General features: G+C 70.6%; 15 protein-coding genes. 8 read left to right on the top strand and 7 right to left on the bottom strand.

Features of this window, described 5'->3' with window-relative positions:
• Positions 1-29: 29 nt before the first annotated feature.
• On the bottom strand, positions 30-995 hold the full coding sequence (locus SHK19_RS15250; protein ID WP_322936744.1) for an NADPH:quinone oxidoreductase family protein: 966 nt from the start codon (positions 993-995) through the stop codon (positions 30-32).
• Between the two features lie 119 nt (positions 996-1,114).
• Here SHK19_RS15250 and SHK19_RS15245 point away from each other — a divergent pair, with 119 nt between their 5' ends.
• From SHK19_RS15245 to SHK19_RS15235, 3 genes are all read left to right on the top strand, one after another.
• Positions 1,115-2,764, top strand: a complete 1,650-nt coding sequence (locus tag SHK19_RS15245) for an acyl-CoA synthetase (RefSeq protein WP_322936743.1) — start codon at positions 1,115-1,117, stop codon at positions 2,762-2,764.
• A gap of 83 nt (positions 2,765-2,847) precedes the next feature.
• Entirely contained in the window at positions 2,848-3,996 is a 1,149-nt protein-coding gene (locus SHK19_RS15240; RefSeq protein WP_322936742.1) for a hypothetical protein, read from the top strand.
• Between the two features lie 61 nt (positions 3,997-4,057).
• A complete protein-coding gene (locus tag SHK19_RS15235; RefSeq protein WP_322455828.1) occupies positions 4,058-4,618 on the top strand; it encodes an NYN domain-containing protein in 561 nt (186 codons plus the stop codon).
• A 5-nt stretch (positions 4,619-4,623) separates the two neighbouring features.
• Here the strand turns inward: SHK19_RS15235 and SHK19_RS15230 are convergent, their stop codons facing one another.
• The gene (locus SHK19_RS15230; RefSeq protein ID WP_322936741.1) at positions 4,624-5,064 is read right to left on the bottom strand and encodes a VOC family protein; all 441 of its coding nucleotides are present in this window, start codon (positions 5,062-5,064) and stop codon (positions 4,624-4,626) included.
• A gap of 120 nt (positions 5,065-5,184) precedes the next feature.
• Between SHK19_RS15230 and SHK19_RS15225 the strand changes: the two genes are divergently transcribed.
• On the top strand, positions 5,185-6,138 hold the full coding sequence (locus SHK19_RS15225) for an acyl-ACP desaturase (protein ID WP_322455826.1): 954 nt from the start codon (positions 5,185-5,187) through the stop codon (positions 6,136-6,138).
• Between the two features lie 27 nt (positions 6,139-6,165).
• Here the strand turns inward: SHK19_RS15225 and SHK19_RS15220 are convergent, their stop codons facing one another.
• Positions 6,166-7,698: a hypothetical protein gene (locus SHK19_RS15220; RefSeq protein WP_322936739.1), complete on the bottom strand. Its 1,533-nt coding sequence runs from the start codon at positions 7,696-7,698 to the stop codon at positions 6,166-6,168.
• A gap of 113 nt (positions 7,699-7,811) precedes the next feature.
• On the opposite strand from SHK19_RS15220, the gene SHK19_RS15210 reads away from it, so the two are divergent.
• A complete protein-coding gene (locus SHK19_RS15210; protein WP_405030431.1) occupies positions 7,812-8,936 on the top strand; it encodes an adenosylhomocysteinase in 1,125 nt (374 codons plus the stop codon).
• Here the strand turns inward: SHK19_RS15210 and SHK19_RS15205 are convergent.
• A complete protein-coding gene (locus SHK19_RS15205) occupies positions 8,909-9,811 on the bottom strand; it encodes a uracil-DNA glycosylase (protein WP_405030430.1) in 903 nt (300 codons plus the stop codon). The two genes, SHK19_RS15210 and SHK19_RS15205, sit on opposite strands and share 28 nt — an antisense overlap.
• Between SHK19_RS15205 and SHK19_RS15200 the strand changes: the two genes are divergently transcribed.
• The 3 genes from SHK19_RS15200 (at position 9,810) to SHK19_RS15190 (ending at position 12,766) form a co-directional block, all read left to right on the top strand.
• Positions 9,810-10,829, top strand: a complete 1,020-nt coding sequence (locus SHK19_RS15200; protein WP_322936737.1) for an App1 family protein — start codon at positions 9,810-9,812, stop codon at positions 10,827-10,829. The genes SHK19_RS15205 and SHK19_RS15200 overlap by 2 nt on opposite strands.
• Positions 10,830-10,972: 143 nt before the next feature.
• Entirely contained in the window at positions 10,973-12,136 is a 1,164-nt protein-coding gene (locus SHK19_RS15195; protein WP_322936736.1) for an MFS transporter, read from the top strand.
• A gap of 15 nt (positions 12,137-12,151) precedes the next feature.
• Positions 12,152-12,766, top strand: a complete 615-nt coding sequence (locus SHK19_RS15190) for a class I SAM-dependent methyltransferase (protein ID WP_322455821.1) — start codon at positions 12,152-12,154, stop codon at positions 12,764-12,766.
• Positions 12,767-12,772: 6 nt separating this feature from the next.
• Here the strand turns inward: SHK19_RS15190 and SHK19_RS15185 are convergent, their stop codons facing one another.
• Genes SHK19_RS15185 through SHK19_RS15175 form a run of 3 tightly spaced genes read right to left on the bottom strand, consistent with a single transcriptional unit; the run spans position 12,773 to position 16,050 of the window.
• On the bottom strand, positions 12,773-13,321 hold the full coding sequence (locus SHK19_RS15185; protein WP_322936735.1) for a COG4315 family predicted lipoprotein: 549 nt from the start codon (positions 13,319-13,321) through the stop codon (positions 12,773-12,775).
• Between the two features lie 36 nt (positions 13,322-13,357).
• Positions 13,358-14,272, bottom strand: coding sequence for an oxygenase MpaB family protein (locus tag SHK19_RS15180; protein ID WP_322936734.1), 915 nt, complete (start codon positions 14,270-14,272; stop codon positions 13,358-13,360).
• The gene (locus tag SHK19_RS15175; protein ID WP_322936733.1) at positions 14,272-16,050 is read right to left on the bottom strand and encodes an AMP-dependent synthetase/ligase; all 1,779 of its coding nucleotides are present in this window, start codon (positions 16,048-16,050) and stop codon (positions 14,272-14,274) included. Before SHK19_RS15175 ends, SHK19_RS15180 begins: the two co-directional genes overlap by 1 nt.
• Position 16,051: the final 1 nt, after the last annotated feature.

Genomic DNA, 16,051 nt, shown 5'->3' with positions numbered 1-16,051 from the left:
GTGTGACGCGTCCCTCGGCGTTGTCGGGCCTATAGGAGGACGACCGACTTGCCGAGGGTTCGGCGCTCGTCCATCTCCACGAGCGCGTCGGTCACCTGGTCGAGCGAGTAGACGTTGCCGATCGGCGGGTCGATCACGCCGGACTCCATCATCGGCAGCAGCCGCTCCCACTGAGCCGTCATGTAGCCGGGGCGCACCATCGCGTAGGCGCCCCAGCCGACCCCGCGCACGTCGATGTTGTTGAGCAGCAGGCGGTTGACCTTGACCGCCGGGATGGCGCCGCCGGTGAACCCGACCACGAGCAGCCGCCCCTGCGCGCCGAGGCTGCGCAGGGCGTCGGTCATCAGCGGCTCCCCGACGACGTCCAGCACCACGTCGACGCCGGACGGCCCGGTGATCTCCTTGACCTGCGGGAGGAATCCAGGTGCCAGCACGGCCTCGTCGGCGCCGGCGTCCTTGGCGAAGGCCGCCTTGTCGGGGGTGGAGACCACGGCGATGACACGGGCGCCGAGCCCCTTGCCGACCTGGATCGACGCGGTGCCGACGCCACCGGCCGCGCCAGTGACCAGCAGCGTGTCTCCCTCACCCAGCGCACCGCGGGTGGCGAGCGCGAACTCGGCGGTCAGGTAGTTCATGGGGAGCGCCGCACCCTGCTCGAAGCTGTAGCGGTCGGGCAGCGGGAACACCGACTCCGGGTGGATCGACACCAGGTCTGCGCCGCCGCCGTACGGCAGGCAGCAGGCCACCCGTTGTCCCTCGGCGAGCCCGCTGTCCGCCGGGGCGCTGCGGACGACGCCGGCGAAGTCGACGCCGAGCTGGAACGGGAGGTCGGGCTTGATCTGGTACTCGCCCTTGGTCTGCAGCAGGTCGGGCCAGGAGAGGCCGAGCGCCTTCACCTCGACCAGCACCTGGCCCTCCTGCGCCGAGATGTCGGGGACGTCCTGGACCGAGACACCGGAAGGACCGTCGAGTTCCGTGACCTGGAGCGAGCGCATGGCGAGACCCTAGTGACGCCGCCGGTTGAGGTGCGAGGCCGTCCGCGGCCGAGACTCGAAACCAAGGTGCCGCGAGACAGTCGTCGAATCGGCCGATCGCTGAGCGTTAGCGTGTCGGCGTGATCACCCTGCCCATCCAGATCGCCCGCCGCGCCTCGCAGGAGGCCGTCTACGCGTCCTACGCCTTCAAGCGCGGTGCGCTCGGCATCGACCCGCCGTGGAAGGTCGCCCAGATCGGCCACGCGGTCTGGCGCTACGGCATGCTCGGCGGGATCCCGGCGATCGCCTCCATCCGGCACGGCCGCGACCGGGCGGCCGTCGTCGACGAGCTCGGCACGATGACCTACGGCGAGCTGGACGACTCCGCCAACGCGCTGGCCAACCACTGGCGCGGGGCCGGGCTGGCTCCGGGTGACGGCGTCTCGATCCTGGCGCGCAACCACCGCTGGTTCCTGGTCGCCACCTACGCGGCGGCGCGCTGCGGCGCCCGGATCGTGCTGCTCAACACCGACTTCGCGGGGCCGCAGATCCGCGACGTGGCGGCGCGCGAGGGCACCGACTGCCTGGTCCACGACGACGAGTACGGCGGCCTGCTGGCCGACGTCGACACCCGGCTGGGGCGGATCCGGGCGTGGACCGACACCTCGACAGGCTCGGTGCAGGCGGGGGGCGGCGACGACACGATCGCGGGCGTGGTCGCGTATGGCGACACCTCGCCCGCGCCGCGGTCCGGACAGGACCCGAAGGTCGTGCTGCTCACCAGCGGCACCACCGGTACGCCGAAGGGCGCGCCGCGCGCGGAGCCACGGTCGCTCGCGCCCATCGGTGCGCTGCTGTCGCGGGTGCCGTTCGACGCAAAGGGCGTGGTCGTCCTGCCCGCCCCGATGTTCCACACCCTCGGCTTCGCCCAGGCCCTCCTCAACGGCTTCCTCGGCTCGACCCTGGTCGTGCGCCGCCGCTTCGACCCTGCGCTCGTGCTCGAGGACCTGTCGGCCAACCGCGCGACCGGCATGGTCGCGGTGCCGGTGATGCTGCAGAAGATGGTCGAGCTGGGCGACGAGGCCTTTGCCGAGGCCGACCTGTCCGAGCTGACCGCGATCTTCGTCGCGGGGTCGCAGCTCGGTGCCGAGCTCGCGACCCGGTCGACCCAGCTGTTCGGGCCGGTGATCCACAACATGTACGGCTCCACCGAGGTCGCCTACGCGACCATCGCCACGCCCGAGGACCTGGCGGCCGAGCCGGGCTGCGTCGGCCGGCCGGTGATGGGCGCGGTCGTGAAGATCTTTGACGACGACGGACGCGAGGTGGCGCCGGGCGCGACCGGTCGGATCTTCGTCGGCAACGACTTCCAGTTCGAGGGCTACACCGGCGGCGGCGACAAGGACCGGATCGACGGCTTGATGTCGACCGGCGACGTCGGCCACTTCGACGCGGCCGGCCGACTGTTCATCGACGGCCGCGACGACGACATGATCGTGTCCGGCGGTGAGAACGTCTTTCCCGGCGAGGTCGAGGAGCTGCTCTTCGCCCACGACGCGGTCCGCGAGGCGGCCGCCATCGGCGTGCCCGACGAGCGATTCGGGCAGCGGCTGCGCGCGTTCGTCGTACTCAACGACGGGGCGGCGCTCACCGCCGACGAGGTGAAGGCATACGTCGCGCAGAACCTCGCCCGCTACAAGACCCCGCGCGACGTCGTCTTCGTCGACGAGCTGCCGCGCAACCCGACCGGCAAGGTGCTCAAGCGTCAGCTTTCGGAGCTGGAGCTCTAGGCACCTCGAATCGCCGACGACGGTAGCCGCGCTCGGTTCGCCGCGCGCACAATGGCGGGAAGCAGAGCTCGGAGGAAGCCGCCGTGGACGTCCCACCTCGCACCGTGGCCGGCATCGTCACGCTGGTGCTGACGGCGACGTCGTGGACGGGCTGCACCCACGAGAACGACGGCGCCGGGGATCGCGGCACGCCGATGCCGTCCGCAACCGCCGAGTCGGGCGCCGCCAGCGCCTCGAGTCCGACGCCGACCCGGGCGCCGGACGAGCTCGAAGTCACGCCTGCGAGCTACCCGTACGGGAAGCGTGGCGCCCCCACGCTGCTGCGAGCCCGCGACGGGACCACCATCGTGGTGTTCGAGCCGGACCAGGGGAGTCAACAGACTTCGTACCGGCTCTACGACAATCGGTGGCGCCCTCGTACGCCGCTCCTCCGCGTCGACGCGGAGCTCGTCGTCCTGCAGGGCACCGCGAAGGGATTCGTCGGCCGCGCCTTCAGATACCGACGCGACGGATCCACCGAGCTCGCAGAGTGGGTCACGATCGACCCGAAGGGGCAGGTGGAGCCGGTTGCGGATCAGCCGGACCGGAGCACACCCGCCCGGCGGCTGCGGCCCGGAGACCTGGACCTTCAGGTCCTCAACGGAGCCCCCTTCGGCTATCGCCCCGCCGACGACAGCGTCACGAAGAAGCCGCAACCGCCGTGGGGCGGCAACGGGTACGTCGTGGACGTCGACACGGACGGCAGCACCTGTGCGCTGCGACCCGGCCCGTTGTCAACAGGCACCATCCACGTCTCGACCGACGAGGGCCGCCCCGTCACCGAGCTCACGGTCGCGGGCGTCGTACCGGCAGACAGCGGCCCGCGGCTGCAGTACTGCGACGTCAACGAGGAGCGGATCCTGGTCGAGACCGGCGGCGAGAACCCCTTGTGGCTGCACACGCTGGACCTGGAGGGCCGCTATCTCTCGAGCCAGCGGCTCGGCGGCCTGCTCGACCCCTACCTCTGGTACCTGCTTCCCGACGGCCGGCTCGTCACCGGCACCAACCGTCCGGGCCTGATGGCCGCCACGGACGCGAGCAACGAGGCGATGGAGTTCAGGCGGGGGCCGATCCAGCGGGACGTGGGCTTCGACGTGTTGGGCGACGAGATCCTGGTGCTGCGTGGCGATGCGGTCCACGCGTCGGAGGACGCCGGAGTGACGTGGCGGGAGTACGACCTGGCAATGCCCTGATCGGCACCTCATCGGGGAAGACGGTGACCGTCCGGCAGCCGCAGGTGATTAGTGTCATCCCATGGACGACCAGCAGCGGACGACCTACGTGCTCGTCGACGGGGAGAACATCGACGCCACCCTCGGCACGTCCATCCTGGGTCGGCGCCCGCGACCTGAGGAGCGCCCGCGGTGGGAGCGGCTGCTTCAGTTCGCGAGCCAGCGGTGGGAGCAGCCGGCGGTCGGCCTGTTCTTCCTCGCCGCGAGCAACGAGCTGCCGATGTCGTTCGTGCAGGCCCTGCTGGCGCTCGGCTACCGGCCGATCCCGCTCTCGGGCGGTCCCGGTGAGAAGGTCGTCGACATCGCGATCCAGCGCACGCTCGTGGAGCTCGGTCGGCGCGAGGCGGACGTGCTGCTGGTCAGCAATGACGGAGACTTCGTCGAGCACGTGGGCGACCTGCTCGACGGTCGGCGGGTGGGCGTGGTGGGGTTCGGCGAGTTCCGGAACAGCGCGTTTGCCGAGCTCGCCGACCGGGGCCTCGAGTCCTTCGACCTCGAGTACGACGTGGCGGCGTTCAACACCCAGCTGCCGCGCGTCCGCATCATCCCGATCGACGAGTTCGACCCGACCCAGTTCCTCTGACGGCGTCAGCCGACCGACTCGAACAGGGACACGACGATCCCGTCCGGACCGCGCACGTACGCCATCCGCCAGGTGTTCTCGTACTCGCCGACCCCGCCGACGAGCCCGTAGCCGTCTGCGGCCAGCCCGTCGACCGCGCCCTGGAGGTCCTCCACCTCGAAGGAGACGTTGCGCAGGCCCAGCTCGTTGGCCATCGCGGTGGGCGAACCGGGCTCGTGGTCGGGCCGGACGAAGGTCGCGAGCTCCAGCCGGGCACTTCCGTCGGCCGTTCGCAGCATGACGATCTCTGTGCGCGAGTCGGGAATGCCGCAGACCGTGTCGAGGAACTCGCCCTCCACGAACGTCCGGCCCTCGACCTCGAGCCCGAGCCCGACGAAGAAGGCCGTCGCCGCGTCGAGGTCCGAGACGGTGATGCCGACGTGGTCGAAACGCTTGATGTGTGCCATGGATCCATCCTCCGTTGTTGGTGCTGTCCGACCAGGGACGAAGCCAGGTGCCAGTTCTCGACATTGCCGTGCCCTGACCATGGAGGCGTACGCTCACTGGCAGCCGACCGAGGGAGTCACGTGAGTACTGGGAACCATCTGCTGGAGGCGCTCGAACCGGTCGTCGCCGAGAATCTCGACCGCCACCTCGGGATGGCGCAGGAGTGGCACCCCCACGACTACATCCCGTGGAGCGAGGGCCGCGACTTCGCGTTGCTGGGCGGTGAGGACTGGGCTCCGGAGCAGTCACGGCTCTCCGAGACCGCCAAGGCAGCGATGATCACCAACCTGCTGACCGAGGACAACCTGCCGTCGTACCACCGCGAGATCGCCACCCGGTTCGGTCGCGACGGCGCCTGGGGCACGTGGGTCGGGCGCTGGACCGCCGAGGAGAACCGGCACGGCATCGCCATGCGCGACTACCTGGTCGTGACCCGCGGGGTCGACCCGGTCGAGCTCGAGCGCGCACGAATGGACTACATGACGTCCGGCTACGACTCCGGCGACAAGACGTCGCTGGAGGCGGTGACGTACGTGTCGTTCCAGGAGCTCGCGACCCGGGTCTCGCACCGCAACACCGGCAAGGTCACCAACGACCCGATCGCCGACCGGATGCTCGCGCGGATCTCCAAGGACGAGAACCTGCACATGGTCTTCTACCGCAACATCGTGGCGGCCGCGTTGGAGATCGCCCCGGACGAGACCATGCGCGCGATCGCCGACGAGGTCATCGGTTTCGAGATGCCGGGCGCCACGATGGCCGGCTTCCGTCGCAGCTCGATGATGATCGCCAAGGCGGGCATCTACGACCTGCGGCTGCACCACGACGACGTGATCATGCCGATCCTGCGGCACTGGGACATCTTCGACCGCACCAACTTCGGCGGTGTCGGCGAGCAGGCCCGCGAGGAGCTGGCGACCTTCCTTCAGGGCCTGGACGCCCAGGCGGCCAAGTTCGTGGAACGTCGCGCGGAGCACCGCGCGCGTGCCGCCGCCAAGTCCGACACCGACGAGACGCCCGACATCGCCTCCTGACTGCCGCGGTCGTACGTCGTGGGCTGACTACCCAGGACGTACCCCGCACACCTCGCCCGCGAGCTCCCTGGTCTGGGGGTTCGGGTCGTGGTCGGCGAGGGCGGTCACCAGATCGCGGGCGCGGTCCGGCCAGCGGGCCGCAGGCCACTCCTTGAGCGCCTGGAGCGCCATGTTCCTGTTGCGGGTGACCGGGCTCTGCAGGCCGGCGACGATGAGCTCGGCGCCGACGCCCGGGTGGTCACGTAGCGCCTGGAGGGACCAGTCGAGCGCTGAGTTCGCACGCCACTCCTGACCCAGGCCGAGCTCGTCGGCCGGACCCGATGCGATCTGGTCCAGCGGCAGCAGGGCGCGCGCCAGCGTGGCCAGCGCCTGAGCGCGTACGGCGTCCGCCTGCTGCCACGCCGCGAACCAGCCGTGGCCCAACGGGTCCTCTCTCACGCGACGTAGGTGGATGTCGTAGGTGTCGATGCCCCGCCGCCGGGCTGCCTGGTCGGCTCTCCAGAACTCGCCTCCGTCGTCGGACAGCAGAGCGACAGCGATCAGGTCGTTCCACACGTCGCGGTCGAGGATCTGCGCGCAGAGGTCCTCGAACGCCGCACGTCGCGTCGCGGTCCAGCCCTGCTGGCTCAGCTCGTCCCACGATCCGTCTCTGTCGAGGAACGAGCGGATCGCGTCGACGGCGTGGAAGTCGCCGAGCGTCTCGGCTCGCGTCGCCATGTGGCTCAGGTACGCCTCGACCGCGTCCGCTCCCTCGGTGTAGTCCTCGAGGTCCTGTGCCGGGCCGCCCTGGACCAGCGCCTCGATGATCTCGCCGGCAGCCGTCAGGAGCTCGCGATCCGGCGCCTCCGCTCGCAGCGCCGACAGCAGGTCGCCGGTGGTTGCCGCGATGTGGGCCAGGTACTCGTACATGACCGAGTTGCGGAAGCCTTCGCGGAGGATCCAGGAGCGGATCGCGGGATCGTCCGTGTCCCGTAGCTGCTCGACGCAGTGGATCCGACCCCATCCGTCGACCGCGGCAGCGAGCGCCCACAGCTCGGAGTCGGGATCGTCGAGCCCGTTCTTCAGAGCGACGGCCGCGAACAGGGTGAACTCCTCGTGCGCGCCGAGGACGCGGACGACGTCGACGTCGCGATCGAGGCCCGATACGCCGATCAGCGCGATGCCGACCTTGACGGCCGAGCGGTTCGAGCCGGTCGTGGCGAGCCACCTGCCGACGTCGTGAACCCGTGTCGGATCGGCACCGGCTTGCGCGACCAGTTCGATCGCGGCGTCGACGTACTCCAACACGCCGTCGGTGTCCACGGCGCGGTAGAGGTCGCGGAGCCGCCTCTTGGTAGGCCGCCGGCTTGCCTTGACGATCGCGTCGGCGACCGCCTGCGCCTGATCAGAGTCAGCAGAGCCGGCATGGTGTCCGAGCACTCCATCCATCGCGCCGGGCGCCCACCGCAGACCGGAGGTGTCCGTCTTCTCGTCGGGCAACCTCAGGTCCGGGTCGCTCAGGCGGCCGGCCTCGTCGAGATGGTCGCGCAGGAACTCGTAGATCGACTCACCCTCAGTCACCGCCGAACGATCTCACGCCAGCGCTCAGAGGTCCTCGGCACTTTCCGCCGGACCGGTCGGACAGTACGACGCGAGTAGGGAGTGTCGAGCGCGCGAACTGGTGTACTGGGGCGATGGACGCGGCCGAGCTCGAGTGGATCGAGTGGACGATGCCGATCACCACCTCGTTCGGTGCGGCGGTGGCAGCCTCCGATTTCAACGGTCGCACTGTGGCTTGCCGCCAGCACATCCTGGACGACACGATCGCCATCCTGGCTCCGTTCGTCGAGGCCGGCGCCCGGGTGCGGTTGGCACCGTGCAACCCCGACAGCACGGACGAGCGCGCCGCGGCCCACCTGGCGTCGATCGGCGTGGAGGTCCGGGCGCACGCGGGGATGACGACCGAGGAGTTCGAGGACTCGCTGGGGTGGCTGGCCAGCGAGCCGGCCGATGCGCTGTGCGACATGGGCGGCGACCTGATCGCCGCAACAGCTGCTGTCGGGCACCGTCCCGCCGGAGCGCTCGAGGCGACGACCACCGGTCTGCATCGACTCGACGGACTGGAGGTCCCGTTCCCTGTGCTCGACTGGAACGGGATCGCGCTCAAGGACCTGATCCACAACCGCCACCACGTCGGCTTCGAGACTTGGCCCGCCTTCACGGCGATCACGGGTCTGGCGTTGTACGGGCGCGAGGTCGTCGTGGTCGGCTTCGGACCGGTGGGTCAGGGCGTCGCTGACCGCGCCCGCGATCTCGGTGCGGTCGTAACGGTCGTCGATCTCGACCCGGTGCGCCTCGTCCAGGCACAGCACGACGGGTGCCGTGTTGCCGAGCTGGCGACCGCCCTCCGAAGCGCGAGCGTGATCGTCACCGCGACCGGGTTCGACGGTGTGCTGGGGGAGCGGGAGCTGTCTGAGCTCGCTGACGGCGCGATCCTCGTCAACGTCGGCCACAGCGACCGCGAGATCGATGTCGACTGGCTCGACCGTCACCCGAGCACCTCGATCCGCCGTCATCTCGACCGCTACGACCTCGACGGTCGTCGGGTGTACCTGCTCAATCGAGGCAGCCTGGTCAACCTCGCTCCTGGGCTCGGCATCGTGGCTCCCCAGCTGTTCGACCCGTTCGCGGCGATCATGGTGCTCGGGCTCGATGCCATCCTGCGCGGGCAGACCGCAGATTTCCCGAACGGCGTCCAGCGCTACCCGCGGTCGCTCGAGGCGCGCGTGGCTCAGGCGCTCGCCACCGGCTCGGCTTGACCGGGGGTCGTCCTGCCAAGTGCCGCGGCCCGACTGAACACGCTGTCGAGCATCCCTTCTGTCAGCCGGCCGGTGAAGGTGTTCTGCTGGCTGGGGTGGTAGCAGCCGAGCAGGGTGACGGAACGCCCCTCCTTCACGAGGGTCGTCTCGACGCCGTGACCGAACCGCGGCTTCGGCCGGGCGACCTGCCAGCCAAGGGCGGCGTACGACCTCAGGGTCGCGTCCCAGCCGTAGCCGCCGAGCGCCACCACGACCTGGACGTGCTCCGCGAGCAGGTCGAGCTCCGCCGCGATCCAGGGCGAGCAGGCATCGCGCTCTGCGGTCGTCGGCTTGTTCTGCGGTGGAGCGCACCGGACGGTCGCGACCATCCGGGTGTCGATGAGCGCGAGGCCGTCGGCGGCGTGCACGCTGTCGCCCTTCGTGGCGAGGCCGACCCGGTGGAGGGACGCGAACAACCAGTCACCACTCCGATCGCCGGTGAACAGTCGGCCGGTTCGGTTCGCGCCGTTCGCGGCGGGGGCGAGGCCGATCACGAGGATGCCCGGAGTCGGAGAGCCGAAGCCGGGAACGGGGCGGCCCCAGTAGGGCTGGTCGGCGTACGACGCCCGCTTGGTGTGCGCCACGTCCTCTCGCCAACGGACCAGCCGCGGGCACGCGCGACAGACACTGGTCCGGGCATCGAGCTCGTCGAGGCCGACGCGAGCGAGGCGGCGCACTTGCGCGGGTGTCCGCGCGACCGGCGTCTCCTGGGTGGCCGGGTCGCCCGGCCAGCCGGTGCCCGGCGGCACCGGCGAGGGGAACAGCTCGCCGGTCGCCGGATGCGGCAGCAGGTCGTCGCTCACGAGCCCATTCTTCCTGCCTAGGGTTGGGCGCATGAGTGCGAGCCGCTGGGCCCGCCGGCTGGAGCAGGCATGGGACGGCGTTCGGCTGCGGCGGACCCGCACCCGAACACCTGTCGACCTCCGGATCGAGACCTACGGCGGCCACGGCAGTGCGCAAGGGGTGGTGGTGCGCGGACGGGTGCTCGACGACCCGCCCCCGACCGACGCGGTGGAGGGCGAGGGCGTCGGTGCCGCCGTACGCCGAACGGTCCGACAGTTCCTGACCGACGATCTGCCGGGGGTACCCCTGCGTGTCACGGTCGCCGGCGCGACCGTCCGGACCGTCACCGACGCCGACGGCTACTTCCAGGCGCGCCTGCAGCCGGACCCTGCCCAGCTGGTCGCCCCGTGGACCACCGGGACCGTCGAGCTCGCGGGGGAGTATCGCGGCGTCACCGACCCGATGACCACGCCGCTCGACGTCCTGGTCCCGAGTGACGCCGCAACGTTCGGGGTGATCTCGGACGTCGACGACACGATCCTCGAGACCGGCGTCCAGCGCGTCGGGCGGATGATCCGGCAGACGTTCACCGGGTCCGCTCTCACCCGGACACCGTTCCCGGGAGCGGCGGAGCTGTACCGCGACCTCGCCGCCGGCATCAACCCGGTCTTCTACGTCTCGTCCAGTCCGTGGAACCTGCACAGCTTCCTGATGGCGTTCATCCGACACCGCGAGTTCCCGGTCGGACCCGTGCTGCTCCGCGACCTGCTCGGCACCTCGGCCGGGCGCGAGCAGAAGGGGGGTCGCATCCAGGAGGTCCTCGACCTCCACCCTCGCCTGCGGTTCGTCCTCCTCGGTGACTCCGGGGAGAAGGATCCCGAGATCTACGCGGCCGTCGCGCGGGCGAACCCGGGCCGGATCATCGCGATCTACATCCGCGAGGTGCGGCTCGATCCGGGCGACGGCCGGGTCGAGGAGGTCTCGGGCACCTGGAAGGAGGACGTGCCCTTCGTGCTCGCAGCCGACACCGACGCCGTACGCCGGCACGCGGTCGGGCTCGGGCTCCTCTGACCCACACGACGGCATAGCTTCTGGTCGCCATAGCGACCACTTCGTATGCCGTTGTGGCCGCGAGGTCCCCTCAACGAGATGTGACGGCGACGCGCACCGCCACCTGCTTACCTCGAGGTCACGCGATACGCGATGATCACCGGGTGGCTGACGAAGTGGCCCCGCCGCCCCTGCTCACGCGCGGGTTCGTCGCGCTCGGGGTGGCGGACCTGGCGTACTTCATCTCGGTCGGCGTCGCCATCCACACCCTGCCGCTCTACGCGACCGGGCCGGTCGGCTCGGACGAGGCGGGCGCGGGCCTCGCGTTCGGCGCCTTCGGCGTCACGGCGCTGGTGTGCCGGCCGATCGCGGGCCGGCTCTCCGACGTGCACGGACGGAAGCCGCTGCTGGTCTTCGGCGCGCTGCTGGCTGCGGCCGGCATGCTGATGCTGCCGTACGTCGACACCCTGGTCGGTGTCGTCGCCATCCGGCTGCTGCAGGGGGTCGCCGAGGCGTCGTTCTTCGTCGCCGGCTTCGCGCTGCTCGCCGACCTGGCGCCGCCGGAGCGGCTGGGCGAGGCGCTGAGCTACAACTCGCTCGGCCTCTACCTGGGCATCGCCTTCGGGCCACCGCTGGGTGAGGTCGTGGTCGAGCAGTGGGGGTACGCGGAGGCGTGGTGGGTCGCCGGCGTCCTGGCGGTCGCGGCTGCCGTCATCATCCGGTGGGTGCCCGACGTACCGGGGGAGGGCGGCGACGGCCACGGCAAGCTGATCCACCGGCCCGGCATCCCGGCCTCGCTCGGGTTCTTCGCCTCGCTCGCCGCGATCAGCGGGTTCCTCGCGTTCGCCTCGCTGTGGTCGGAGGACGTCGGACTCGACAACACCTCGCTCGCCCTGGTCGTCTACGGCGTCGTCATCGTGGCGTGCCGGATCGTCTTCGCCAAGGTCCCGGACCGGGTGCCGTCGCTGCCTCTGGCCACCGGATCCCTGGTCGCGATCGCCGCCGGGCTGGCGGTGCTCGTCGGTTGGCAGACCGAGGCCGGCCTGCTGACGGGCGTCGTCGTGATGGCGGTGGGGGTGACGTTCTCGACGCCGGCGTTCTTCTCCGCGATCTTCGCGACCGCGTCGCCCGCCGAGCGCGGCGCCGCCGCCGGCACCGCGTCGGCGTTCATCGACCTCGGCCTCGGGTTCGGCCCGATCGTGCTCGGCCTGGTCGCCCGCCAGCAGGACCTGTCCTGGGCGTTCGGCGTCGGCTGCGCCATCGCACTGGTCGGCGCCGCTTGGACGGCGCTGCTCGCGACGCGTAGGCGTAGCGTGTTGTCCCCTTGATGAAGGAGGCATTCAATGGGCTTCTATCGCGATCACGTGGTTCCTCGGATCGTCAACGCCGCGTGCGGTATGAAGTCCGGCAATCCTCTGCGGCAGCGGGTGTGTGCGGGGCTCGAGGGGGAGGTCATCGAAATCGGATTCGGGTCCGGCCTCAACGTTCCCTTCTACCCGGCCACGGTCGAGCGGGTGGCTGCCATCGAGCCGGCCGACCTGGGCTGGAAGCTCGCGGCGAAGCGGGTCGCGGCGAGCCCGGTGCCGATCGAGCGCGCCGGGCTCGACGGTCAGAAGCTGCCGTTCGGCGACGACTCGTTCGACGCCGCCGTCTCGACCTGGACCCTGTGCACCATCCCCGACGCCGCAGCGGCGCTGTCGGAGGTACGACGCGTGCTCCGGCCGGGGGGCACCCTGCACTTCGTGGAGCACGGCCTGGCCCCGGATGCCGGCGTCGCACGCTGGCAGCACCGGCTGGAGCCGATGCAGAAACGGATTGCGGGTGGCTGCCACCTGACCCGTGGGATCGCCGACCTGATCACCAACGCGGGCTTCACGATCACCGAGGTCGACGTGTTCTACGAGGACGGCGCGCCCAAGTTCCTCGCCGCCGACACCCTCGGCGTCGCGACGGCGTGACCGGCCTCAGCCCGGCGGCGCCGCGTCGCCGCCCGGCTCGACGACGTACCAGTTGCCGCCGTTGAGGAAGACGTCGTGGCACAGCACCTCGTGCTTGCCCTCGTGGGCGTAGAAGTACAGCGGGTGGTCGTTGTAGGTGACCTGGAGCCGGCCGTCGGAGCGCTCGGTCGTGCCGAGCAGCGAGGCGTCGACGCCCGGGCCCGCCACCGGTTCACCCTCGGTGAAGACCGGCGGCCACGCCTCCTCGCAGTCGTCGTAGCACTGCGGCTCCGCCGTGGTCTCGACGTCGAAGAGGTAGATGGCCTGGCCGGTGTCGTCGAACAGCATCGGACCGAACTCGCTGTCCTCGACCACGACCGTCGTGCCGTCGGCGGCCGGGGGATCGGACTTCGTCGTCTTCGTGGCCTTGGTCGGAGGGGCGTCGCTGGTCGGCGTGTCCATGGGCGTCTCGGACGCCGACGACGTCGGATCGCTCGCCTCCGGATCCGAGCCGTCGTCGCCGCACGCGGCCAGCAGGAGGAGGCAACCGAGCAAAGCGCCGACGCGGGTTCTCATTCCGACAGTCTGCCTCGGACGAGGAGTCGCCACTCGTCACACCATGGACTTGCCGAGGCGCCGCCGGATCTCCAGGTTCCACATCATCGCGTTGATGGGGAACGCACGGAGGACGTGGGGGAGCGGGCGGGACACGGCGCCGAGGACCCGCAGCACCCGGTCGTGCCGGCGCTGGTCGCGCTCCGACCAGGCCAGGCCGAGCTGGTCACGGATCGGCTCCGGGAGGAACCCCGTGTTGAGCCACTGGTTGAGCGGGCCGAGCACGCGGGCGAGCGGCGCGGGCAGCAGGTCGACGCGGAGCAGGCCGCGCAGGTAGTCGCCGACCCGGTCGTCGATCTCGATCCGATCGAGTCCCTCCTCCCAGTAGGTCCGGAACTCCTCCGGTGTGCGGTGCCACAGCTCGGCCGGGACCTGGAGGGTGGTGCCGAACCGCGCGCCTGCGCGCAGCAGGACCAGCTCCTCCTCGCGGGAGAGCGGGCCGTGCATCCGGGTGATCGCGTCGAGACTGCCGTAGTAGAGGCAGCTCGCCACCCACAGCTGGAGGTCGCGGTTGAACGCGTTGTACTTCACCGGGCTCTCGGATGTCGAGCGGACCTGACGGTGCTGGCCGTTGATTGCCTCGCGGTAGGCGACGCGCTGCTCGTGGCTGCCGAGCAACGCAATACCGAGGTAGCCGATCGTCGTGCGGAACCGCTTGAAGGGATGGAGGTCGGCCCGCCCGTTCTCCACCCGGCTCTCCACGACGCCGTACCCGACCTCAGGCCAGCCCAGCTGCATCGCGACGTTGGCCGGGCCGGCGATGAAGGCGACGACCCCGTCCAGCTTGCGGCGCATCAGCGCCATCTCCTCGGCGCGCTCCGCCTCCTGCTCGGCACGGATCAGGCTCGCGGACTCCTCGCCCGCGGTGGGTTCTTCGACGAGCCGGTGGGTGCGGACCGGCTCGGCTCCCATCAGCGCGCCCCGTAGAGGGCGTCGATCTCGGCGGCGTACTTCTCCGCGATCGGCTTGCGCTTGAGCTTCATGGTCGGCGTCAGCTCGTCGCCGCCGGGCTCCCAGGGCGTCGGCAGCACCGTGAACTTCTTGATCTGCTCGACCCGCGCCAGCTTCTCGTTGGCCTGGTCGATCCCGGACTGGATCAGCTTCCGGACGGTCTCGTCCTGGGCGAGCACGGCCGGGGAGGCGTCCTCGAGGCCGGCCTTGGCGGCGTACGCCGCGCAGGCGTCCGGGTCGAGCGTCAGCAACGCGGTCACGTAGGGCCGGTCGTCGCCGACGGCCACCACGCTCATCACCAGCGGACAGGCGACCTTGACCGCGCCCTCGATGTTCTGCGGCGACATGTTCTTGCCGGCCGCGTTGATGATGAGCTCCTTCTTGCGGTCGACGATCTTGACGTAGCCGTCGTCGTCGATGGTGGCGATGTCGCCGGTGTGCATCCAGCCGTCGCTGTCGATCGCCTCGGCCGTCCGCTCGGGGTCGTTGCGGTAGCCGCGCATCACGAGCGGGCCGCGGACCAGCAGCTCGCCGTCGTCGGCCAGCTTGATCTCCGAGCCGCCCGGCACCACCTTGCCGACGGTGCCGATCCGGATGCCGTCCGGCGGGTTCATGGTGACGACGGCAGAGGTCTCCGACATCCCCCACACCTCGAGCACCGGGACGCCGAGGGCCAGCATGAACGCCAGCGCGTCCGGTGCGATCGCGGAGGCGCCGGTGGCGGCGACCCGGACCCGGTCGAGGCCCATCCGCTCCCGCAGCTTGCCGAGCACCAGCCGCTCGGCCAGGCCGTGCTGCAGCTTGAGGGGCAGCGGCACCGGCTTCTGCTCCGACTTCAGCCAGGCGACCTTGGTGCCGGTCGCGATCGCCCAGTTGGCGATCTTGCGCTTCTTCTCGTCGGGCTCGGCTGCCAGCGCTGCCTCGATCCCGGCCTTGACCTTGTACCAGACCGCCGGCACGGCTCCGAAGAACGTCGGCCGCACGGTCGGGAGCGTCGCGACCAGCTGCTTCGGGTCGGCGACGGTGGTGATCTGGATGCCGAAGCGCATGTTGTTGTAGTGCGCCCCCCACCGGTTGGCGATGTGCGCGTCGGGCAGGTAGGACACCAGGGAGTCCTCGTGCGAGAGCGGGAAGTAGCCCTTGAGGGCGTCCATCTCCGCCAGCAGGTTGGCGTGCGTGAGCTCCACGCCCTTCGGCGGTCCGGTCGTGCCGGACGTGTAGATGAGGGTCAGCACGTCGGAGGGCTCGACCGCCTGCCAGCTCGCGTCGAAGTCGAAGTCCGGATCGCCGCTCGCCTCGAGCTCCTCCAGCGTCGTCGCGCCCTCGGCGGGGCCGTCGACGCAGATGAAGTGCTCGATCTCGCCGTCGGTGTTCGCGAGCTGCAGCTTGTCGAGGAACTGCCTCTCGGTGACCACGACCTTGTTGCCCGCGTTGCCGAACAGGTAGCCGATCTGGTCGGTGGCCAGCGTGTTGTAGACCGAGAACGGCGTCGCGCCCGCGTGCAGCGCTCCGGCGTCGACGACGTGGAACTCGGGACGGTTGGTCAGCATGATCGCCACGGTGTCGCCACGCGCGACGCCGAGCCCGGCGAGGCCGGCCGCGACGTTGCGCACTCGTGCGGCGTACTCGCCCCAGGTGATGGAGACGCTGTCGTCGGGGGTGCGGAGGGCGACGACCTCGGGGTGCGCCGCGGCGGTCTGTTGGAAGGCTTCGCAGAGGGTGCGGGGTTCGGTGGCCACC

The organism is Nocardioides bizhenqiangii (genome assembly GCF_034661235.1).
Taxonomy (GTDB): Bacteria; Actinomycetota; Actinomycetes; order Propionibacteriales; family Nocardioidaceae; genus Nocardioides; species Nocardioides bizhenqiangii.
The sequence above is the reverse complement of the archived record's forward strand: the minus strand, read 5'-3'. Positions and strand labels throughout refer to the sequence as shown.

Bases quoted from the DNA above. Each gene is read 5' to 3' on its own strand.
- SHK19_RS15230 (WP_322936741.1), bottom strand. From the start codon at position 5,064: ATGGCACACATCAAGCGTTTCGACCACGTCGGCATCACCGTCTCGGAC.
- SHK19_RS15200 (WP_322936737.1), top strand. From the start codon at position 9,810: ATGAGTGCGAGCCGCTGGGCCCGCCGGCTGGAGCAGGCATGGGACGGC.
- SHK19_RS15210 (WP_405030431.1), top strand. From the start codon at position 7,812: ATGGACGCGGCCGAGCTCGAGTGGATCGAGTGGACGATGCCGATCACC.
- SHK19_RS15190 (WP_322455821.1), top strand. From the start codon at position 12,152: ATGGGCTTCTATCGCGATCACGTGGTTCCTCGGATCGTCAACGCCGCG.
- SHK19_RS15180 (WP_322936734.1), bottom strand. From the start codon at position 14,272: ATGGGAGCCGAGCCGGTCCGCACCCACCGGCTCGTCGAAGAACCCACC.
- SHK19_RS15235 (WP_322455828.1), top strand. From the start codon at position 4,058: ATGGACGACCAGCAGCGGACGACCTACGTGCTCGTCGACGGGGAGAAC.
- SHK19_RS15185 (WP_322936735.1), bottom strand. From the start codon at position 13,321: ATGAGAACCCGCGTCGGCGCTTTGCTCGGTTGCCTCCTCCTGCTGGCC.
- SHK19_RS15250 (WP_322936744.1), bottom strand. From the start codon at position 995: ATGCGCTCGCTCCAGGTCACGGAACTCGACGGTCCTTCCGGTGTCTCG.
- SHK19_RS15205 (WP_405030430.1), bottom strand. From the start codon at position 9,811: ATGCGCCCAACCCTAGGCAGGAAGAATGGGCTCGTGAGCGACGACCTG.